17 protein-coding genes are annotated in these 22,623 nt (G+C 46.8%); 11 read left to right on the forward strand and 6 right to left on the reverse strand.

Annotated elements, in window-relative coordinates; translation table 11 throughout:
* Positions 1-145 precede the first annotated feature (145 nt).
* Positions 146-1,057 carry a helix-turn-helix domain-containing protein gene (locus tag U0033_RS00675; RefSeq protein WP_072357295.1) on the reverse strand — a complete coding sequence of 304 codons (912 nt, stop codon included), beginning with the start codon at positions 1,055-1,057 and terminating at the stop codon, positions 146-148.
* Positions 1,058-1,341: 284 nt separating this feature from the next.
* Here U0033_RS00675 and U0033_RS00680 point away from each other — a divergent pair, with 284 nt between their 5' ends.
* From U0033_RS00680 to U0033_RS00710, 7 genes are all read left to right on the forward strand, one after another.
* Positions 1,342-2,850, forward strand: a complete 1,509-nt coding sequence (locus tag U0033_RS00680) for a glycoside hydrolase (protein ID WP_072357505.1) — start codon at positions 1,342-1,344, stop codon at positions 2,848-2,850.
* 221 nt (positions 2,851-3,071) lie between these two features.
* Positions 3,072-4,130, forward strand: coding sequence for an L-rhamnose/proton symporter RhaT (rhaT, locus tag U0033_RS00685; protein ID WP_072357296.1), 1,059 nt, complete (start codon positions 3,072-3,074; stop codon positions 4,128-4,130).
* 150 nt (positions 4,131-4,280) lie between these two features.
* Positions 4,281-6,398 (forward strand): bifunctional aldolase/short-chain dehydrogenase, encoded by a 2,118-nt coding sequence (locus U0033_RS00690; RefSeq protein WP_072357297.1) that lies wholly within the window; start codon positions 4,281-4,283, stop codon positions 6,396-6,398.
* A 159-nt stretch (positions 6,399-6,557) separates the two neighbouring features.
* Entirely contained in the window at positions 6,558-7,832 is a 1,275-nt protein-coding gene (locus tag U0033_RS00695) for a TIM barrel protein (protein WP_072357298.1), read from the forward strand.
* A 329-nt stretch (positions 7,833-8,161) separates the two neighbouring features.
* Positions 8,162-9,607 (forward strand): FGGY-family carbohydrate kinase, encoded by a 1,446-nt coding sequence (locus U0033_RS00700; RefSeq protein WP_072357299.1) that lies wholly within the window; start codon positions 8,162-8,164, stop codon positions 9,605-9,607.
* A 22-nt stretch (positions 9,608-9,629) separates the two neighbouring features.
* Positions 9,630-10,367 carry a (Fe-S)-binding protein gene (locus U0033_RS00705; protein WP_072357300.1) on the forward strand — a complete coding sequence of 246 codons (738 nt, stop codon included), beginning with the start codon at positions 9,630-9,632 and terminating at the stop codon, positions 10,365-10,367.
* Between the two features lie 19 nt (positions 10,368-10,386).
* Positions 10,387-11,766: a lactate utilization protein B gene (locus tag U0033_RS00710; protein ID WP_072357301.1), complete on the forward strand. Its 1,380-nt coding sequence runs from the start codon at positions 10,387-10,389 to the stop codon at positions 11,764-11,766.
* Positions 11,767-11,847: 81 nt separating this feature from the next.
* Here the strand turns inward: U0033_RS00710 and U0033_RS00715 are convergent, their stop codons facing one another.
* Positions 11,848-13,086, reverse strand: coding sequence for an XAC2610-related protein (locus U0033_RS00715; RefSeq protein ID WP_083571348.1), 1,239 nt, complete (start codon positions 13,084-13,086; stop codon positions 11,848-11,850).
* Between the two features lie 24 nt (positions 13,087-13,110).
* Between U0033_RS00715 and U0033_RS00720 the strand changes: the two genes are divergently transcribed.
* Positions 13,111-13,920 carry a baeRF3 domain-containing protein gene (locus tag U0033_RS00720; RefSeq protein ID WP_143150614.1) on the forward strand — a complete coding sequence of 270 codons (810 nt, stop codon included), beginning with the start codon at positions 13,111-13,113 and terminating at the stop codon, positions 13,918-13,920.
* A gap of 296 nt (positions 13,921-14,216) precedes the next feature.
* Positions 14,217-15,206, forward strand: a complete 990-nt coding sequence (locus tag U0033_RS00725; protein ID WP_072357303.1) for a 2-hydroxyacid dehydrogenase — start codon at positions 14,217-14,219, stop codon at positions 15,204-15,206.
* A 161-nt stretch (positions 15,207-15,367) separates the two neighbouring features.
* Here the strand turns inward: U0033_RS00725 and U0033_RS00730 are convergent, their stop codons facing one another.
* A complete protein-coding gene (locus U0033_RS00730) occupies positions 15,368-16,651 on the reverse strand; it encodes an amidohydrolase (RefSeq protein WP_245801711.1) in 1,284 nt (427 codons plus the stop codon).
* Between the two features lie 212 nt (positions 16,652-16,863).
* Here U0033_RS00730 and U0033_RS00735 point away from each other — a divergent pair, with 212 nt between their 5' ends.
* Positions 16,864-17,433 carry a LutC/YkgG family protein gene (locus U0033_RS00735; protein ID WP_072357305.1) on the forward strand — a complete coding sequence of 190 codons (570 nt, stop codon included), beginning with the start codon at positions 16,864-16,866 and terminating at the stop codon, positions 17,431-17,433.
* A 130-nt stretch (positions 17,434-17,563) separates the two neighbouring features.
* Complete coding sequence (rhaM, locus tag U0033_RS00740) at positions 17,564-17,875, forward strand: L-rhamnose mutarotase (RefSeq protein ID WP_072357306.1); 312 nt, start codon at positions 17,564-17,566, stop codon at positions 17,873-17,875.
* Positions 17,876-17,960: 85 nt separating this feature from the next.
* Here rhaM and U0033_RS00745 read toward each other — a convergent pair whose 3' ends face one another.
* The 3 genes from U0033_RS00745 to U0033_RS00755 all read right to left on the reverse strand — a co-directional run bounded on the left by U0033_RS00745 (position 17,961) and on the right by U0033_RS00755 (position 22,526).
* Positions 17,961-19,214 carry an ATP-binding protein gene (locus U0033_RS00745; RefSeq protein WP_177318538.1) on the reverse strand — a complete coding sequence of 418 codons (1,254 nt, stop codon included), beginning with the start codon at positions 19,212-19,214 and terminating at the stop codon, positions 17,961-17,963.
* 128 nt (positions 19,215-19,342) lie between these two features.
* A complete protein-coding gene (locus U0033_RS00750; protein WP_072357308.1) occupies positions 19,343-21,598 on the reverse strand; it encodes a Gldg family protein in 2,256 nt (751 codons plus the stop codon).
* Position 21,599: 1 nt separating this feature from the next.
* The gene (locus tag U0033_RS00755; protein ID WP_072357309.1) at positions 21,600-22,526 is read right to left on the reverse strand and encodes an ABC transporter ATP-binding protein; all 927 of its coding nucleotides are present in this window, start codon (positions 22,524-22,526) and stop codon (positions 21,600-21,602) included.
* Positions 22,527-22,623 lie beyond the last annotated feature (97 nt).

The raw sequence follows: 22,623 nt of genomic DNA on the forward strand, positions 1-22,623 counted from the left end.
ATGCGGGGAAAAAGGTTAGAAAATCGGTAAAAATGGTCTGAATGTCGGTTCACTTTTTCAGTAGTAGAAACAATAAAGCCGGAATATGATTATTCCGGCCATTCCTTAAACCTACAACTGTTACACTGTATTGTAACACTACACTTTAATATCTTCTTTGGATCTGCCTGTACTCTTTGGGAGAGTGGCCGGCAAATCGCTTAAAGTATTTTCCGAAGAAGGACTGATCACTGAAGTTCAGTTCTTCCGCTATCTGAAGAATACTGAGAGGCGTATCGCTGAGCATGCGTTTAGCTTCCAGTATCACGAAGTGATCGATAATTTCTCCTGCTGTTTTGCCGGTTATTTCTTTGACGGTTTCAGTCAGGTATTTTGGCGTTACATGCAGTTGTTCTGCAAATGCCTGTACGTTTCGTTGTTGTCTGAAATGTTGTTGAACAAGGGAAGTGAAAGCCATGACGAGGTTCTCTTTGCGGGAAAAATCGGCATGATTGATCTTTGCATATTTCTGCCCCATTCCACCTAATTCATACAGCAGGGTAGCAAAGGAATGATAGAAGAGTTCCTTGCCGTAAGTATGCGTATTGTATTCTTCAGTACGATGCAGGATCATGCTAAAGGTGGCAGCAATGGTGGCCGCATCTTTATTGTCCAGTTGCCAGTGCGGGCAATATTTGGTACTGAAGTAATTCATAAGATCAAGGAGCTTGTCAGCGAAGATCTTGCCCATAAAATCGACAGTGGCGGAAAGGCCACAGAGGATAGCATCGTTATCCATAGAGATCACCTGCTTCAATGCATGTGGTGTGGCAAGCAGCAGGCTATTCGGTTCCATGACATGTTCTTCCAGGTTAATGGAGATGGTCAGTGTGCCTTTTACCACCAGGATGATCCCCAGGAAGTCAGACCTGAAATTGTTACGCAAGGCAGGGATATCCATGAACTGGAGATTGCAGTTAACAGCAAAGCCGGGTACAGTAGACCTTAGGTCAATTTCTGTATCCTGCACTAGTTCTGCGTGTCTGTAGATATTCGCAGTCTGCTTTTTACCTGCCATGCTTCATAGTTATAGTCCTTGAATCTGATGTAAAGGTCTGGTATTAAAATTAAACCAAAAGGTTCATTAGTCGGCAAAACTGGTCTAAAAGTCGGTTATAAACCTCCTTTTTTCATCCCCCGGGGTTAAAGTTTGAATTGTATTTAATAAACTTGTTGCACCGTCTTTGCTGACAGGGGCTTATTGCACCGCTGATAAATCAAAACATGCTCCTGTCTTTTTCATTGTCTAATTGACAATTAAAAATAATATGCCTACCTTGGATCGAATCCATGTTAATAGAAATGAAACGGTCTCGCTTTACAATTATGCTGCTCATGACGGCTGCCTTTGCCCATGGCCAGCAGCGTATTACAATTGATGTCAATAAGAAGGCACAGGTGATAGATAATATAGGTTCTTCCGGTGCCTGGTTTTCGGAGGGAATAGGCAAATACTGGTCGCCGGAGATCCGGGAGCAGATGGCCCGCTGGTTATTTAGTAAGGAATTTAAGAAGGATGGATCGCCGGAGGGGATCGGACTGTCCTGCTGGCGCTTTAATATCGGTGGAGGTACCGCAGAGCAGGGAGATAGTAGTGGGATAAAGGATTTCAGAAAACGGGTGGAGTGTTTTTTAAAGCCGGATGGTACTTATGACTGGTCTAAACAGTCCGGTTATTTGTGGTTTACGAAGAAGGCGCGTGCCTATGGTGTAGAGACGTTGATCGCCTTTTCGAATACGCCGCCGGTGTGGATGAATCAGAATGGGCTGGGATATAAGACAGCCAAGGATTATCGTTCGAACCTGAAGGTGGATCAGTACGATGCTTATGCTTCGTTTTTAACGAAGGTGTGGCAGCATTTTGATAAGGAAGGATTGCATTTTGATTATATCAGTCCGGTAAATGAACCACAGTGGGATTGGAGTAATCCTTATGGGGAAGCTTCTCAGGAGGGCACTGCGTGGACGAATGAGGAGGTGCTAAGGATCGCCGGGGCCCTGGATACCGCATTGAGTAAAGCAAAAGCCAATACGAAGATTTTGCTTTCTGAGGCGGGGCATTTGGTCTCTCTGTATGCGCAGGAGGGTCCGGCTTCACACCAGATCCAGGCTTTGAAATCCGGGGCCGTTTATGGGCTTTCACATGTACCGGCAATCATTGGTGGACATAGTTATTTTACAGATAGCGGGGATAGTAGCCGGCGGGCGATCCGTGAGCATGTGAGGGATACTGCCTCTAAATATGGCTTACAGTACTGGCAGACGGAATACTCAATGTTGGCAGATGGATATAAGGATGGGCATGAGGGCCCTCGAACGGCGATGGATTGTGCCCTTTTCCTGGCAAAGGTGATCCATGATGATTTTGTGTATGGGAATGCCGCGGCATGGCAATTCTGGAATAGCTGGGAGCCGGGAAGAGCAGATATGGATACAAGGTATTATTTGGTAGCATTGCATCCGAAGGATAAAGCGTATAAAGAAGGTACGGTGACGGCTGTGAAGAATTTATGGGCATTGGGGCAGTATAGCAGGTTTGTGCGGCCGGGTATGCAGCGGGTGATGGCGGAAAGTGGGGATGATTCATTGTTGGTGAGTGCGTATGTGAGCAGGAAGCAGGTGGTGCTGGTAAGCGTGAATTATGGGGAGCAGGCGAAGAAGCTGAGTTTAGCTGTGAAGGGAAGGAAACCTGTAAAGGTGAGGTATTATGAAACAAGTAAGGAGGAGGATATGCAACTACATTTGGAGCGCTCTGGAAATGAACAGATTGAACAGAAGGGGAGGAGTGTGATCACGGTAGTGATGGAGTAGGGGAGTAGAAGAATATTTGGAGGCCTGTAAAACGTTGTTTTACGGGCCTTTTAATTTGGTGGAAAGTGTGAGTCGTGGGTGCTTTATTCCTTCCACCCCAACAAGTAGGAATGTATAGGACAGTTCCCCCAAGCCCATTCCATACATTTGATTGATTATATCGCGCAACCAGTAGTTAAATTCCACAGTCAAACTAGATAAAAACCACAATTCCACTATTTATGCAAGCTATTCTTGGTGTATTTTTTCATTTTATCGGAGGCTTTGCCTCGGGCAGCTTTTACATCCCTTTTAAAAAAGTCAGGAACTGGGCCTGGGAGAGTTATTGGATAGTAGGCGGATTCTTTTCCTGGTTGATCGTGCCCTTCCTTGCCGCATGGATCACCATCCCTGACTTCATGAGCATTATCCGCGCAACCGATGGCACTACATTGTTCTGGACCTATTTTATGGGCATCCTCTGGGGTGTCGGAGGCCTTACTTTCGGTCTCACCATGCGTTACCTCGGCCTGTCACTGGGTATGTCCGTAGCACTGGGCTACACCTCTGCTTTCGGGTCATTGATTCCGCCTATTTACCGGGATCTCTTTACCAGCGACACCGCCCACACATTTTCATCCATGCTTCACCACATCAGCGGACAACTTGTCCTTGCAGGCGTGGCCGTTTGTCTCCTCGGAATCGCCATCTGCGGAAAAGCCGGGATAATGAAAGAAAATGAACTATCTGACGATCAGAAGAAACAAAGTATCTCAGAGTTCAATCTGAAGAAGGGGCTGATCGTAGGTACGATTTCTGGTATTCTCAGCGCCTGTTTCAACTTCGGGATCGAAGCCGGTAAACCAATGGCCGCGATCGCCATTCAACAGGGAGCTAACCCGCTTTTCCAGAACAATGTCATCTTCGTGGTGCTGCTCTGGGGCGGCTTGACAACTAACCTGTTCTGGTGTTTGCTGCTGAATGCAAGAAATAGAACATTCAGTGATTATACCAATAAACAAACACCCCTGGCAGGTAATTATTTCTTTGCGGCATTAGCTGGTACAACCTGGTTCTTCCAGTTCTTCTTTTATGGGATGGGAGAAAGCAAACTGGGTAATGGCGCGAGCTCATGGATCCTGCATATGGCCTTCATCATTATGATCTCCAGTCTGTGGGGAATTACCCTGAAAGAATGGAAGGGCGTAAGTAAGAAAACCTTTGGAACAATACTGGCTGGTGTGCTGACAATTGTGATTTCAGTGTTGCTGGTAGGATATGGAAATTCACTCGCGGAATAAATTGTGAGAAATTAGAATAATAATAAAGTAGCCCCTTTTAAAACCGACACTCATTACATAAACAGGTAATCGTAATTGTTAATAATGAAATGAGTGCTGGTATTATCGTCGATCCTTTTAATTGAAAAGAAAATATTTAAACATACATACATGATTCAGTCTGTAAATTTCAAGCACGTAAGCTACTTATGGGATGAGGAAAAGGCCGCCGCACTGGCCGGTGACGAAGTTGGCCTGTTAATCTACCGCTCAAACCTCCTGGGCGCAGATCTCCGCTTAACAAACTATGGCGGTGGCAACACCTCCTGCAAAGCGATGGCCATAGACCCGCTTACCGGGAAACAAACAGAAGTGATGTGGGTAAAAGGCTCTGGTGGCGACCTCGGCACCCTCAAACGTAGTGGTCTTGCTGCATTATACGTGGACCGCCTGCACAGCCTCGAAAATATTTACAAAGGTATCCGGATGGAGGATGAAATGGTAGAACTCTTCAACCATTGCATCTATGACCTGAAATCTAAAGCCCCTTCTATCGATACTCCCCTGCATGGCTTCCTGCCATTCAAACATATCGATCACCTGCACCCTGATGCTGCCATCGCTATCGCTGCCGCGAAAGACGGTGAACGTATCACACAGGAACTCTTCAACGGCACCATCGGTTGGGTACCCTGGCAGCGTCCTGGATTCGACCTGGGGCTGCAATTGCGCCAGTGCCTGAAAGATAATCCAGGTATCAGGGGTATCATGCTCGGCTCTCATGGCCTTTTCACCTGGGGTGATACCGCTTACGAAAGCTATATCAATACCCTCGAAGTAATCGAGCGTTGCGCTACTTACCTCGAAGATAATTACAATAAAAAACGCCAGGTATTCGGTGGCGCTAAGATCAGCCCTGCCGCTCCTGAAGTACGTAAAAAACAAGCCGCTGCACTGGCGCCCGTATTACGCGGTCTCTGCTCCGGCCATACCCGCATGATCGGTCACTTTACAGATGACCCGCGCGTGCTTGAGTTCATCAATTCCAATGACCTCGCCCGCCTGGCACCAATGGGCACCAGCTGTCCTGACCACTTCCTGCGTACTAAAATCAGTCCGCTGGTACTGGACCTGGATCCCCAGGCATCCCTCGATGATGTAGCTACGCTTAAACAACAACTGGAGCCTGCTTTTGCAGCTTACCGCCAGCTATATACTGATTACTACAACACCTGCCGTCACGACAACAGCCCTGCACTGCGCGATCCAAACCCGGTGGTGATCCTCTACCCTGGTATCGGTATGTTTACCTTCTCAAAAGATAAACAAACTGCCCGCGTAGCTGCCGAATTCTATATCAATGCTATCAATGTAATGAAAGGCGCAGAAGCTATTTCTGAATACACGGCCCTTCCTCGCCAGGAAGCATTCGATATCGAATACTGGTTGCTCGAAGAAGCGAAACTGCAACGTATGCCGAAGCCGAAAGCCCTGTCCGGCCGTATCGCGCTGGTAACAGGTAGTGCTGGTGGTATCGGTAAAGCAATCGCAAAGAAATTCGCTGATGAAGGTGCTTGTGTTATTGTCAATGACAACGACGCCGGTCGCCTGGAAAAAGCGAAAGACGAATTCCAGAAACAATACGGTGCTGATGTATTTACCACAGCAGTACTCGATGTAACCAAAGCAAGTGATATCCACGAAGCATATGCAGCAGGCGCACTGGCATTTGGCGGTGTAGACCTCGTTGTAAACTGTGCGGGTCTGTCCATCTCTAAACCACTGGAAGCACATACCGAAAAAGACTGGGATCTGCTATATGATGTATTGGTGAAAGGCCAGTTCCTCGTAACACAGGCAGGCGTTGCAATCATGCGCAAACAGGATATGGGTGGCGATGTACTGAACATCGTAAGCAAAAACGCGCTCATGAGTGGTCCTAATAATGCTGGTTATGGTTCTGCAAAAGCTGCACAGCTGCACCTGAGCCGCCTGAATGCTGCTGAATTAGGAAAAGATAATATCCGTGTAAACGTCATCAACCCTGATGCGGTGATCGCAGATAGTAAAATATGGGAAGGTGACTGGGCTGCTGGTCGCGCTAAAGCCTATGGTATCACCGTAGAAGAACTGCCGGGTTACTATGCAAAACGTACCCTGCTCAATCAGATCATATTACCGGAGGATATTGCCAATGCCTGCTTCGCCCTGACTGGTGGCTTGCTGAACAAGTCAACAGGAAATGTGGTGAACGTTGATGGCGGTGTGGCAACTGCCTTCGTCAGGTAGCGGAAAGTATGGCAGTTTTTGTAACGGAATTTTTCGCTACACCTGCTGCAAATTTACCACCCCTTGTAAATCACTCCCGGCAAGGCTTGCCACACAACATGCAAGCCTTGCCATTACGGCACATTTTCGTTAAATTGAATCACGCGCAAAATTCTGGTTATGAACATCGAAAAATTCCACCTTTCTGATTTTAACGACGCCCGCAAACAAGCCCACGATCGCAATTTTCAGCATATCTCTGAAAAAGTCAACAACCTCAGCGAGGTCCTTGAAAAACTGGAAGAATTCCAGGTAGCCATCCCTAGTTGGGCCCTCGGTACCGGTGGTACCCGCTTCGGCCGCTTTTCCGGCGGTGGCGAACCCCGTAACCTGGAAGAAAAAATCACTGACATCGGCCTCCTGCACGCCCTCAATCGCAGCAGCGGCGCTGTGTCTCTGCATATTCCATGGGATATTCCTGAAAATACCGCTAGCATCAAAGCCCTCGCCGCACAATACGACATCCGCTTCGATGCCGTAAATTCAAACACCTTCCAGGACCAACCCGGACAGGAGTATAGCTACAAATTCGGCTCCCTCCACCACACGGACAAAGGCGTAAGACAACAAGCCGTAGAACACAACATCGAAGTCATCAAATACGGCGTTGAACTCGGCTCAAATGCCCTCAGCCTCTGGCTGGCTGATGGCTCCTGCTTCCCCGGACAACTGAACTTCCGCGGTGCTTTCAAACGCACTTACGAAAGTCTGCAGGAAATCTATGCTGCACTTCCTGAAGATTGGAAACTCTACATCGAATACAAGGCCTTCGAACCCAATTTTTATAGCACGACTATCGGCGACTGGGGTCAATCCCTCTTGTTCGCGAACAAACTAGGTCCTAAAGCCCAAACCCTTGTTGACCTGGGACATCACCTCCCGAACGCAAATATAGAGCAGATTGTAGCCCTCCTTCTAATGGAAGGCAAGCTGGCCGGATTCCATTTTAATGACTCCAAATACGGGGATGATGACCTCACAGTAGGCAGCATCAACCCTTACCAATTATTCCTCATCTTCAACGAACTCGTAGAAGGCATGGATGCCCGTGGTATGCACCACGCAAGTGATCTGGGCTGGATGATAGATGCTTCTCACAATGTAAAAGATCCCCTGGAGGATCTGCTGCAATCAGTAGAAGCCATCAAAATCGCCTACGCACAGGCATTGCTGGTAGATACCAAGGCACTGCAGGCCGCACAGCAGAATAATGATGCGGTTGCTGCACAGGAAATACTGCAACAGGCCTATCGTACAGATGTTCGGCCGCTGGTTGCTCAGGCCCGCCTGAACGCCGGTGGTGTACTCGATCCGATCGCGTTCTATCGCCAGCACAAGGTGAGAGAGAACCTGGTCAAAGAGAGAGGCTTAAAGACTGTCGCGACAGGATTATAAGTACCTGCATGCTATTATCAGTAATAGATCTGAATGATATTAAGAACTGAAAGCCGAAAAGATGTAGTGAATCAAAAATCTGCAGGACATAACAGTCTAATTAAAAAGACCTGAAATTCCCAAAGATTTGATTGAATCAAAAATCTCCGGGCCCTAAGTCGCTGAATGAAATAAAAGATCAAAATGAAGGCAAGCCATTTCTTACTGGTAATACCATGCAATCGCCCGGCGTTTCATCCGCTTCTAATGCCCATTTACATATTGAGATTGAGATTGAATTTGTCAATGTGCAAAAGGCATATTGACAAATTCTTTTTTAAACAGCAGCTATGAATTGTATTGCTATTTTAGATATCGGTAAGACCAACAAAAAGTTGTTCCTTATCAATGAACAGTACCACATCGTCTACGAAAGAGGCGTGAGCTTCCCGGAAACAAAAGACGAAGATGGTGATAACTGTGAAGACATCCGCCTGCTCACCCGGTGGGTAAAGGATAGTTTGATAGAGCTGACCACCCAGCCCGCATTCCATGTCAAAGCAATGAATTTTAGTACCTATGGGGCTAGCTTCGTATACCTGAATGAAAAAGGTGAAGTGATCGCTCCTTTGTACAATTACCTTAAATCATACCCCACTACCTTACAGGATGACTTCAACAATAAATACGGTGGCCAGTTGCAGATCTGCAGTGAAACGGCTTCGCCCGCATTAGGGAGTCTGAATGCAGGTTTACAGTTGTATCGCATCAAAGAAGAACAACCGGAATTATATAAACAGATCCGCTATGCATTGCATCTACCGCAATATGTGAGCTACCTGATTTCTGGGAAATTTATGACGGATATTACCAGTATCGGTTGTCATACCATGCTGTGGGATTTTGCAAACCAGCAATATCATCATTGGGTGAAGGAAGAAGGCCTGCTGGAAAAACTGCCTGCAATTTTTCCAGGCGATGAAGTCGTTAAGTGCAGGGGCAACGGGTTAGAAGAAGGCAGCAATAACGACGGCAGCAATTCCCCGCATGGCGTTTCTACAACCGCCCCCGATTACCTCGTCGGTGCCGGCCTTCACGACTCCTCGGCCGCTCTCATTCCCTACCTGGAATCCTTCAGGGAGCCTTTTATTCTCATCAGCACAGGTACCTGGTGCATCACCCTCAACCCCTTTAATACACAAACCCTCACCCCGGAAGAACTTGAACAGGACTGCCTCTGCTATCTCACCTACCAGGGCCGCCCTGTGAAAGCAGCCCGCCTCTTCGCCGGCAACGAGCACGAGCAGCAAGTGCGCCGCCTGTCAGAATATTATCAAACACCGGTAAATTACTACCAGCAAATCGCCTTTGACCCCGCTATATTTGCTCAGTTGCAGGCAACAGCGGTAAAGGAAGCACCGCTCTCAGGAAAAGACCTGTTACGGGCCTCCCGATTTGCTCATAGATCATTGTCAGATTTCACGAGTTACGAAATTGCTTATCACCAGCTAATAATGGACCTGATGGAACAACAGCAGCACTCCACTGCCCTCGTTACTACTGGTACTGCAGTGCGCCGCATTTTCGTGGACGGAGGCTTTGGTAAAAACCCGGTGTACATGCACATGCTCGCAGCTGCATTTCCTCAAATGGAGGTATTTGCCGCTTCCGTTGCACAGGCCACCGCCATCGGGGCCGCACTGGCTATTCACCGGCACTGGAATACCCAGGCCCTTCCCGGAGATCTGGTTCAAATGAGGCATTATGCAATGAACAGGGAATTGGCTTACAGGTAGTGCCTTATTTAAACGAACTTACATGAAAGTAGGACTCTTTATACCATGCTACATCGACCAGTTCTATCCGCAGGTGGGCATCGCCACTCTATCCCTGCTGGAAAAACTCGGCTGCGAAGTAGTATATCCGCAGGGCCAAACCTGTTGCGGACAACCCATGGCAAACTCCGGTTTTGAACACCTCACCGGCGGTTGCAATGAACTGTTTGTCAAAAATTTTGCAGACTTTGACTACATCGTTTCCCCTTCGGGCAGCTGTACGCTACACATCAAAGACCACCTGCATGTACATGACAAAGAAGATGCTGCGACACATATTCGTCAGCACATCTATGAATTATCCGAATTCTTGACAGACGTGCTCCAGGTCAAACACCTGAGCGCCCGTTTCCCGCATAAAGTTGGTATTCACCAAAGCTGTCACGGACAGCGCGGCCTGCATCTTTCCCAGATGACAGAGCTGGTTGCCGCTCCCTATTCCAAACCAGAACAACTCCTCCAGATGGTCGAAGGCCTGGAACTCATAGAACTCACCCGCAAAGATGAGTGCTGCGGTTTCGGCGGTACCTTCTGCGTGTTTGAAGAAGCCGTGTCCGTAAAAATGGGGAAAGACCGTATCGCCGATCACGAAAAGCATGGTGCCGAATATATCACAGGTAATGACGTGAGCTGTCTCATGCACCTGGAAGGTATTCTCAAAAGACAGCAGAGCAAGGTCAAAGTACTGCACATCGCAGAGATCCTGAATGCTGCTTTTTAAAACACCCAAACTGATCTGAATGGAACCAACAACTGCACATAAAGAGCACGCCGAACTGGCAGCCGACTTCAATAAAGACGAAGCGAGAGTAGACTGGCATGATGAAACCCTGTGGTGGGTCCGTCAGAAGAGAGATAAGATGGCCTGGTCACTCCCCGAATGGGAAGACCTGCGCGAAACTGCCTCCCGTATCAAATTCAATGTACTCGGCAATCTCCACGATTACCTGCTTGAATTTGAAAAAAATGCACAACTCAACGGCGCTACCGTTCACTGGGCGGCTGACGCAAAGGAGCACAATGAAATCGTGTTAAAACTTCTGAAGGAACAAGGCGTGCAGCGCATGGTGAAAAGTAAATCCATGCTCACAGAGGAGTGCCACCTGAATCCTTTCCTGGCAGAACATGGTATCGACGTGATCGACACGGACCTTGGCGAGCGCATCGTGCAACTGGCAAAGGAACCACCGAGCCACATTGTACTGCCCTGTATTCACAAGAAGAAGGAAGAAATCGGAGACCTGTTCCATATTCACTTAGGTACACCTGCCGGCAATGCGGATCCAAAGTTCCTCACTGCCGCGGCAAGGCTGCACCTGAGAAAAGAATTTATTCAATCCCACGTAGCGATTACAGGCGTCAATTTCGCTGTAGCCGAAACAGGGGAGATGGTGGTATGTACCAACGAAGGAAATGCCGATATGGGCGCTCACCTGGCCGATGTACATATTGCCTGTATGGGGATCGAAAAGATCATCCCGCAGCGTAAACACCTCGGTGTATTCCTGCGCCTCCTGGCACGCAGTGCTACCGGCCAGCCAATCACCACCTACAGCAGTCATTTCCGCAAGCCAGGAGCAGGCCGGCAACTCCACATCGTATTGGTGGATAATGGCCGCAGCCGTCAGCTGGGTAGGGAAGAATTCCGGAACTCACTGAAATGTATCCGTTGTGGGGCGTGTATGAATACCTGCCCGGTATACCGGCGGAGTGGTGGACATAGCTATCACAATGCAGTAGCTGGGCCTATTGGCGCTATCCTCGCACCTAACCTGGATATGAAGGAGAATGCAGACCTGCCATTTGCGTCTACGCTGTGCGGATCCTGTTCCAATGTATGCCCGGTAAAAATTAATATCCATGAGCAGCTCTATCAATGGAGACAGGTCATTGTGCAGGAAGGATATGCAAAAACAAGCAAGAAAGCCAGTATGGCGATGATGAATATGGTGTTGTCAAGACCAACGGTGTTTAAAACCGCCGGTGGGGTAGGGCGCTGGGTAATGCGACATTTCCCGGGCGTGGTGAACAATGGGATGAACCCCTGGTATAAACAAAGGGATATGCCGGAAGCACCGAAGGAATCATTCGCAGATTGGTATAAAAAGAACAAACAATAAAAAAACGCTTTGGCCGGAATAAGGCTAAAGCGTTTTTCTTTTATAGGTCAACAGTTTTATTTCAAATATTCCCCCCATGCCCTACAGCACCTTCTTCAAATTCTTTTTCTCCACTTCCTTCAGCCCATCCAATCCACCTTTCACACTCGCTGCAAGCCCCTCAAACACATAATTCTTCCCATCACACAGCACCTTCACCCCAATCTTTCCGTTCCCCTCATCATACACCTCATAACTTGCCTCCTCGTTCTTAAACGCCAGCCTCCCGTTACCATAGTTCATTACACCACCCACATTCTCCTGTTTCTTCTCATCATACACCACCTCCGGATATGAAAACTCTACACTTCCGTCTTTCTGACACAACGCATAAAACAAGAACTCACTCTCACCACCCACATGAAACACGACTACCTGCTTCCCATTCTTCGCCAATGTAAACGAAAACAGCGTATCCGCCTGCTCACCCATATACTGCTTCAACGTATGTTCTTCCTTCCCATTTACCCAGGTCTGCTGAGATACCTCCTCAAAATACGGTTCCATATTACTCAAACTGGATTCCTCTACACTCAGGGTTTTCAGTTGCCCGTTCTCCACCTTAAACCGTGAAAACTGATGCCAGCAACAACCACTCTTTGTCATCGTTTCCAGCACTTTATCCTTCTGGTTCACCACGAACATTCCACAATACTCCTGCGCCAGCCTGGTAAACGCCTCACTGCGCTTAAAACCCGCACCCTGTGCCAGCCACACCTGGAAAGAAGGCCCGTGATAGCAACTATTCTGCCCATCCATCAGCGCAAAATCCTTCACACCGTCAAAATTGAAGTCCTCATAAATGATCAGACTCTGCTCGCCATATGGCGCCTCCAGGATATTCGCTTTCGCCTGCCCATTGTGCAGATCGAAAGTTAACTCATCCGACGTCGTATGAAACAGCTCTTTCTTCGTCGTTTTATCGAATACCTTCACCGTGCCTGCCTTAAACACATCCGCCGTATCGCGAACGCTTACCAGCCCGTAGTATTTGTTAGAGAAACCATCAATTTTAAATGAAATGTTGTGCTGCGCAAATGCGCTGCTGCATACCAAAAGTAACAGCGTAAGGGGAGATCTTTTCATGGCAATAAATTCCACCACAAAGCTAATAACACTTAGCGAGGTGTGCAAGTTCTTCTGTAGCCTTCTTTCTACTTCCTGTAACCACCCTGGCACATGCCGGTTTTGTGTCTCATCCGTGGCAGCCTGCACCCACCTTTTCTTCCGGCACACGGCACGTTCGTTGTATATCAATACCTTGTTGACCTGCAAAACCATATCATTCACCCTTAAAATGATAAGATGATGTTATCAGATCAGTTAGTTGTAATGCAAAAAAACGAAACCCCACCCTGCATTTCCATTGTTGTAGCACTAGAGGGGGCACAAGATAAAAAAGCGGCCTTACAACTGGTAAATCAATCCATTGAGGAAGCCGCTGACCATCTTCGTACAGCCTGGCCCGATAAGGCAGCATCCCTTGTAAACGCATTTAATGAACTCTTAAACAATTACACTTACAGCCCGGTACACAAAGGACTTGGCCTGTACGTGGCCCCCAATTATAATAAACTTTTCCATTTTTCATTTCCCGTGCAGGCAAAGGTCTGCCTGGGAGAGAAATTTGCCGTACGGGAACTGTTGTACCAGGAACAATACGGTTTTGAGTACCTTGTACTTCACCTGGAAGAAAAGAAGGTACAACTGTACCGTGGCCAGATGGACCGCCTGCAACAAATCAAGGATGACAATTTTCCCCTGGATTTTGACAACGAATATGATTATACCCCTGCAACAGGCGGGGAAAGGGTAAAAGATAAATCCACCATCATCGGCCTCCGGCAGCAAAACTTTTACAGGGTAGCTGACCGGAAGCTGGAAGCCTACCTGCACGGACAAGTCCTGATCCTGACCGGCCCTACAAAAGACATTGGTTATTTTGAAGACGTCAGCACGCATAAAAAAGAGCTTACGGCCTCTATCCATGGCAATTTCTCTGGTGTACCTATGAAGACACTGGAAGACAAAGTCTGGCCGGCAGTACGATCATTTATCGAATTGCGGGATCAGCAGGTCATCCCCTCTTTCATGAATGTTTCTCCTTCACGCTAGTGAATTACGCCGTCGTATATGCCACAGCGATAGCAGGAATAACAGGGAATTAAAAATTACGAGACACCGCATCCCTGCCACTACACTATTTGCTGCAGCACTACCCTCATACCATCCGTTCACCGCTTCCCTTACCTGGTGAATTTAAACTCGTGGGTCATCGTTTGGCAGCTGATTTCTATCCCTGCATCATAAATTCTTCACAATAGATTGGCAAATTTTCATGATCTTAGTCACTCAATACAATAGCAATTATCATCATAAAAACTACTATTGTTTGAATAACTTTGATCAACATGAAGACCGCCTTTTACAGTACCCGTAAATTTGAAAGGGATTTTTTGTTACAGGCAGCCGGTGACCAGCATGAATTAGTTTTGCTGGAACCCGCACTCTCATTAGCAACAGCGCCTTTGGCAGCAGGTTGTGAAGCCGTCTGTATTTTTGTCAACGACGATGGCTCAGCGCCGGTGTTAGAGAAACTTGCCGCATTGGGCGTTAAATATTTAGCGCTGCGTTCAGCAGGTTTTAATCATGTAGACATACAGGCAGCTCATGCGCTGGGAATGCGTATAGCCCGTGTGCCGGAGTACTCGCCTTATGCCGTAGCCGAACATACAGTGGCGCTTATACTGGCACTGAACAGGAAGCTGGTAAGGGCACATAACCGCATCAGGGACCTAAATTTCTCGCTGGATGGACTGACAGGGTTTGACCTCCATGGCAAGACGGTCGGTATCATTGGTATGGGGAAGATTGGTAAGCTTGTAGGGCATATTATGCGGGGCTTTGGGTGTCAGATCATTGCATTTGATCGTTACCCTGATAATGAGTGGGCCAAAGCAAACGATGCTACTTATGTAAGTATCGATGAGTTGTGCAGCAGGTCAGATATTATATCACTGCATGCACCATTGATGCCGGAGACTGAATATATTATCAATAAAGAGAGCATTGCCAGGATGAAGAAAGGGGTCATGCTGATTAATACGAGCCGTGGCAGGCTGATTAATACGCTGGATGTGACGGAAGGTTTGAAATCAGGGCAGATTGGATATTTGGGATTGGATGTGTATGAAGAGGAGAGGGGATTGTTTTTTGAGGATCATAGTAGTGATATTGTGCAGGATGATGTGATCTCCAGGTTGATTACGTTTGCGAATGTATTGATCACGAGTCATCAGGCGTTTTTAACTGACACCGCATTAAAGAATATAGCAGCAACGACGATGTACAACTTAGATTGTTTTGTGAAAGGAGAGAAAGGGGTGAATGAATTGACGTAAATAATATCGGTGTAGATGTTTGAGTAAAAAGCCGTCTCCTTAAAGAGACGGCTTTTTAGTTTAAAGGGAAATGTTATCCTGATTTATTTCAAATTATCCTTGTTCATATTTTCATTCATTCACTTCCCGCATCAACTGCCGTTGTTAGCTTCGTCAACAGCTTACTGTGCTTTCTTCTTCGCATAATCAAATACCAACTGGCAAAAAACCTTCACCCCCACATCCAGTTTTGAATCATCAATATAGAAATCCGGCGTATGATGAGCTGCTACTTTTGAAGGATCCGCCCCTGCTGGCATACCACCCAGGAAAAAGAAAAATGCCGGTGCCTTATCTCCATAAAAAGAAAAATCTTCTGCCCCCGTTGTCCATTCGGTTTCGTTTACATTATCCTTCCCGGCTGCAGTCTCAATAGAAGGTAGCATCAGTTTCACCAATTCAGGATCGTTGTAGGTCACCTTGGTTTTGTTTTCAATCACCACATCGGCAGTTGCTCCGGAAGCCTCCGCTATCTTAGTTGCAGTGAGTTTCATTTTCTCATGCACCTGTTCCAGCATTTTGTTGTCAAATGTGCGAACCGTTCCTTCCATTGTCAATTCTTCCGGGATGATATTACTCCTTACTCCACCATTTATTTTGCCCACTGTGATCACAACAGGTCCTTTCGTCAGCTCTGCCTGGCGGCTAACGATGGTCTGGAGTCCCTGGATGATCTGGGAAGCCACCACGATCGGATCAATGCCATTCCAGGGTTGTGAACCATGGGATTGTCTCCCTTTCACTTTGATGGTAAACCAATCGCTGGACGCCATTTCCGCACCGGGTTTGTATTTGATCATTCCAACTGGTGTCTGTGAATTGATATGCAGACCAAAGATGGCATCCACCTTTGGATGATCCATAACGCCTTCTTTGATCATCAGCGGTGCGCCACCTTCTTCAGGAGCAGGTGCACCTTCTTCTGCAGGCTGGAAAATAAACTTTACGGTACCCGGCACGTCCTTTTTCATAGCGGTCAGTACATCGGCCGTACCGAGCAGAATCGCAATATGCGAATCGTGACCACAGGCATGCATAACTGGTACCTGCTGGCCGAGATATTCAGCGGTATCCAGTGATTTAAAAGGAAGGTTAGCCCTTTCATACACGGGCAGCGCATCCATATCCGCACGAAGGGCTACGACAGGTCCGGGTTTACCACCTCTCAGGATGGCGACAACACCTGTTTTGCCAATACCGGTATGTACTTCGAGGCCAAGTTTCTTCAGGTGTTCGGCCACGAATGCCGAGGTTTTGAATTCTCTGTTGGAGAGTTCAGGGTGCTGGTGAATGGTACGGCGCCAGCTAATGACAGAGTCTTTAATGGAGGCCACGGATTTGTCGAGGTTGGATTGAGCCATTGAGAGCATAGGTGCAAAGGCCAACAGGATCAGGCATCTTTTCATGGGTTGCATAGATTTGGTATAATTGTACATCGTACAATTTAAATTGCGTGATTAGATTTGGTCATGGTGTACAAAGTACAATTAATTTGATTGTTTGGTATTGGGAGGAGGAAAAATACCTGATCGTGGGTATGTGGGATCCGAATTGTGGAGATATTCCTTTATTATTTTATTTTCTCCCCGTATTTTGCATTGTAATTCAATGACAAACCATGAGTAGAGCAAGCATATTATCTGCCGTAAAACAGAACCAACCTGCACAACAGGCCCTTCCGGAACTAGATGCTTTCCACCACAGTGAAGCTGGCGATCCTGCTGCTTTTTCCAGGGTTGTAACGTTCCTGGGTGGTCAGGTAATAGCGATAAAAAGCTACGCCGATATGCTGCCCCTGATTCAGGAACATCCACTGGTAGTCGCCACTCACCCTGAATTTTATCCTGCTGGTATGCAGAACTGGCAGGAAGGGGATGGACGGCAGTTGGAAAAGGTGGATCTTGCGATTATACAAGGGCGTCTTGGTGTCGCAGAAAATGGTGCTGTTTGGGTAACTGACGATGAATTGCAGGTAAGAGCCCTGCCGTTTATTGCCCAACACCTGGCCATCGTTTTAAAGAGCACGGAGATCCTGCCTACCATGCACGATGCTTATCGCAAAATAGGCGGTCCGGATGCTGGTTTTGGTGTGTTCATTGCTGGTCCGTCAAAGACGGCAGATATTGAGCAGTCTTTGGTGTTAGGAGCGCATGGCGCAAAGAGTCTGACAGTGTTCCTGATGGACTAGATTTCAGATGAAATATCGGTAGGATAGAAAACTCATTAGCCCATAAAACTATCCGCCTGAAAATAGTATAGACTAAAATCACCCGTATGCAGGATACATTGCCTGCATACTTTAACCCACCTTGCCACGTATGAAAATTGCTTTCAAAATGTACCTCAAACCGGGGTATAAAGACGAGTACCAGCAACGCCATGCCGCCATCTGGCCTGAGCTGCAGCAATTACTCAAGGACGCTGGAATCAGCGATTACACCATTTTTCTCGACGAAGAAACGAACACACTATTTGGCGTTCAGCAGCAATCCGGAGATCAGTCCTCCCAGGAACTGGGCACAACTGACATTGTAAAACGCTGGTGGGCTTATATGGCTGACATCATGGAAACAAATCCTGATTTTTCTCCCGTCACTATCCCGCTCACATCGGTTTTTCATATGGAGTAGCGAAATCCCCATGCCAGTCATACCTGGACTATCCCATTCCCATCGCTTCACTGGAAACCGAAAAATTTGAGGGATTTTAAATCCCTCAAATTTTCTTCTGCTTTAAAACGCCCTCTCCCTCCATTCTCCGCATCTCCTCCTCCAGGATCTCCCCAACCTTATCTACCTCACTCTCCCTGATCATCCCTCTCACTTCATCTTTTATACTCCTCAGCTCCTCATGTTCCACCTCATACACTCCCAGTTTATTCCCACTCAACCAAAACCGCTCATTCATTACCTCCCTTCCCTTCTTCCTCCCCGCAAACACCTGGTTATTCACCGTTTTCAATACCGTCGGACTATTCGTCGCCATCATCACCTCATTACCTGTGTAATTCTTCACCAAGGCTATCAACTCCATCATATATCGCTGCGCCATTGGATGTAAATGTGCCTCCGGCTCATCTATTATCAGGAAATATTCATGTCCGCTCAGCAATACCGTAAACAACTGCATCATTAACCACAAAGATTCCTGCTGCCCCGTTGAGGCAAAAGGCATCTCAATATGCGCTCCTTTCTTTTCCACTATGATTCGCTCAGAATCCTGCTCACACACATAATCCCCTCTCAATATTAGCTTTATCAACGCCATTGCCATATCTATACTCTCCCTATCCCTGAAATTAAACGCCTTCTTCTTATTCACCATCTTCACCAGATCCTCAAAATATAATGGCCGCATCTCCGCTATCTGCTGAATGAACATCTTCATGGTATTATCCAGCCGCTCATTCAAATAGCGCCCGAAAATCCCATACACCATTACCCTGCCCGCAGGTATGTACACCGGTATCTTTTCCCGGTCAAACAACTTAAAAATCAGCTTATCCAACTCCGCATAATATTTCTCCTTGTGCTCCTTTGTTGTATGCTGATACTGCTCCTTTATAAAGGTCCTTAAGCCGACAAAAATATCCTTTATCTCCTGCTCCAGCGTGTTACTAAGCACCAGCTCAATCTTTTTTTTCTTCTGGTAAATAGTCACGATCTTATCATTCCCGTAATCATACTTTAAAAAGAAATCGCCATAACGGGAATGGTTATCCCAAAAACTTTTGAACTTGGTAATAATATGCTCCTTCAATTTTAATTCCGGCAGGGGATCCGAATCCATCCCTTCCACAACATCCGCTACCGTTCTGTAAACCTCCTCCTGCAAAGACCTGAAAATATATAGCAGTTTTAAAATCGTACTCTTCCCACTCGCTTGCGGACCAACAAAAATCATGTAATCATCTATGTTCAATTCCACCTCTTTCAGTGGCCCAAATTTTCTGACCTTTAATTGTTGCATGTTGTTTTTCATTTGCTATTCCAACACCAAATTACCAGAAAAAATGCGGTTTTAGAAATTTTTTTCTTACATAAAAAGTTGAATATCAAATAGAAACGCCTCTTGTCAAAGAGGCGTTTCTATTGTCATTATCGTCTTTGTCTTCTCACTAAAACCGCTGCTACAATCACCGCTATCAAACCTGGCAACACGCCCAACAACATCCATTTAATCACATTCACCCCCGCCGCTGATACCTTTACCTGATCATCACCAGGAGGCGCCCTGTATACATCTACCGGAAACTCCTTATTTGAAAACCAGTTAAACAGGTTCATCAAAAACGTAAAATTCCCCGTTTGTATATTACTCCTTAACAGCTCCGAATTACTCATAAAATCCACGTCACCTGCCACCAATATCCTTTGCTTTCCCTTAGTGAACGCTACCGCTACCGGGTACACACCTTTCTCATCCTTTAGCGCCTCATTATATACCACCGTCCTCAAACTATCATCTACCGGTGCTACACGGCGAATGGTATTTTCTATATTAGTTTCCACGAGCGGCATTGCTGTAAACCCATTATCTGCCTGCCAGGATACCGTGGCTGTTCCCGGAAATACTACACCGGCACTCAGTCGCGGACTTTCCTTCATCACATCTCCCGTATGTACCTTGCCGATAAACAGACCCGGCGCAAAATCCTCACTTTGCTGTAACACCATACCATTGTCCAGCCTTACTCCAATCAGGTCCAGTACCGGCTGCACAATCTCTTTTCTGGATGGCTCACCCGCTATCAGTACATTCCCGCCTTTGTCTATATATGTTTTCAATGCCACTAGTTCCGTTGCGGAATAAGGCGTACGCGGATCCGCAATGATCACTACGGCAGCATCCGAAGGTATTGCAGTCATCGATGCTTCGGTAACATCAAAGCCCTGGTTCACCAGCGAATACCGGAAGGTAATCTCCGAGGCGGGCAACTTAATATCCGCATCACCCATCCGCTTAATACTCCTTTCATTGTGCCCGCTAATGAATACCGCCTTCGGCACGTCCACAGCCAGTCGCTTCAGTGCCGCCGCAAATTCCTGCTCACCCGGCTGACGCATCAGGTCATTATACGTACGCAGGAAAGTCGTTTTATTTCCCCATTTTAACTGCCTGACAAGCCTGTTCTGTTCCCCGCTCAGGTCAACCTGCTTTTTGATCTCAGCAGGAGAAAGAAAGTCCTTAAAATCCAGTTTCATCGTTTCCGCCAGTTTCTTCGCTACCTGCTTTGCTGACAATCCCTTATTGCGCGTAAACAGCTCCACATTTGAAGACGTATCATAATAATACACGTACTTAATAGCAATGTCCGGCTTAAACCTGAAATACTGGTCATACCGCTTCAGATCATTATTCCGGGATATCGGTAACGCTGAAAAATAATTCTCGTCCAGCAGGTTCACATAAGTAGTAATCTCCAGCGGTCCTTTCAGTTTGCTTACTATCTCCCTGCTCGCTGGCGTCAGCGTTCTGCTCTTCGATGCCGTCATATCTTTGTACAGTACCCAGGCAGGTCTTGATGATACATATCCCAATAACAATCCGCATAATATCAAACCTGCATACCGGCCATACTTTACAAACCATGGTTTAGACTCCCTGTCACTCCGTAGTTTTAAAATTGTCAGTCCGACAAACATGCAGATCACAATCAGGAAATAAAACACATCTTTACTTGATACCAATCCGTCAATAAACTCATCTACTCTCCCTGAAATAGACAGGAAATAAGTCAGGTCTCTCACAAAATCCAGCTCCTGCCATAACTTCCCTACATAATTCAAACCCGCCAGCAAGGCCAATGTCGTGATCGCTGCCACTACCTGGTAAGTAGTCAGTGAAGACATGAATAAACCAATCGCGGCATAAGCACATACCTGCAAAAACAATCCCAGGATACCTGCAAATACCAGCCATATATCCGCATCCTTCACAATAAAAGCCGTCACAAATAACAATACTCCCAGGCATAGCATCAATAGAAAACTATAGAATACCATCGCCAGGTACTTTCCCCATACCACCGCACTTACTTTAACCGGTGACGAATACACTAACTTAATAGATCCACTTCCCATTTCCCGACTGATCAGGCCCATCGTAAGCAACGGAATATACAGATACAGGTACTCTTTCATTTTTGTAAAAATCCCAAAAAAGCTCGCGAACATGGTATTGGTCACACCCGGTGTGAGACCACCCATATCCTGCGCCCGCTGCATTCTCTCCAGCATGGAGCTGAACTCCCATCCGCCCTGTACCAGGAATATAATCAGTACCACCCAGGCCACTGGTGAATAAAACAGGTTACTCAGTTCTAACTTCGCTATCCTGAAAGTTGTTTTCATACTATTTTTTCTTGTTTGACAATTTTGCAAAGATTTCTTCCAATGAGCTTCTTTCCAGGTGTAGTTCCTGTAAGCGCCAGCCTCTCTCCACACTATATTTAATCATGTCTTCTGCAATCGCAGGAGTGGTATCAAAACTGACCCTGATCTTATTTCGGGCAATCACTTTTGCTGCGGTCACCCCCGGTATTGCCATCAGCTCTTCAATCGCTGGTGGTTGCTGCAGGTACAATACCAGCGCACCCGGCGCGATGTAATTATTAAAATCATCCACACTGCCGTCGAATACCACCTGCCCCTGTTCGATCATACGGATCGTATCGCAGGTTGCCTGCACCTCTGCAAGGATGTGCGAAGAGAACAATACAGAACGTTCTTCACCGATCTCTTTGATCAGTGAACGTACTTCCGCAATCTGGTTTGGATCAAGCCCATTGGTCGGTTCATCCAATACCACCAGTTTGGGTTTGTGAATGATGGCCTGTGCAATTCCCACACGTTGTCTATACCCACCCGAAAGGTTCTTGATCAAACGTTTACTGAAATGCGCTACACCACAGCGTTCCTTAGCCTCTTCCATAGCTGCCTTCACTTTGTTGTCCGGAATGAGACGCATATACGCGCAATGACGCAGGTATTCATCTACCGTCAGGTCCAGGTACAAAGGGGCATTCTGTGGGAGAAAACCAATGAGCTTCTTCGCCTCCAGCGGATGCTGCCGCAGGTCGATGCCATCGATTAGAACAGTGCCTTCTGTCTGGTTCAATACACCACACAGAATATTCATAGTAGTAGATTTACCAGCTCCGTTAGAGCCAAGAAATCCCGTTACACCTTTCTGGATAATCTCAAGGCTGATGTTCCTGATAGCCCATGCCTTGCTATACCGGTGCGAAAGGTGCCCGATCTTTACAATACTTGTATTCATAGCATTATTTTCAAAAAAGATGGAAAAAGGAAGGTATCTCAAAAGTAATGGTGTTCTGGTGGTACGAAATTCGTAATAAATGAATCCCCTTTCTTTT

Origin of the sequence: Chitinophaga sancti (assembly GCF_034424315.1) — a bacterium.
GTDB lineage: Bacteria > Bacteroidota > Bacteroidia > Chitinophagales > Chitinophagaceae > Chitinophaga > Chitinophaga sancti.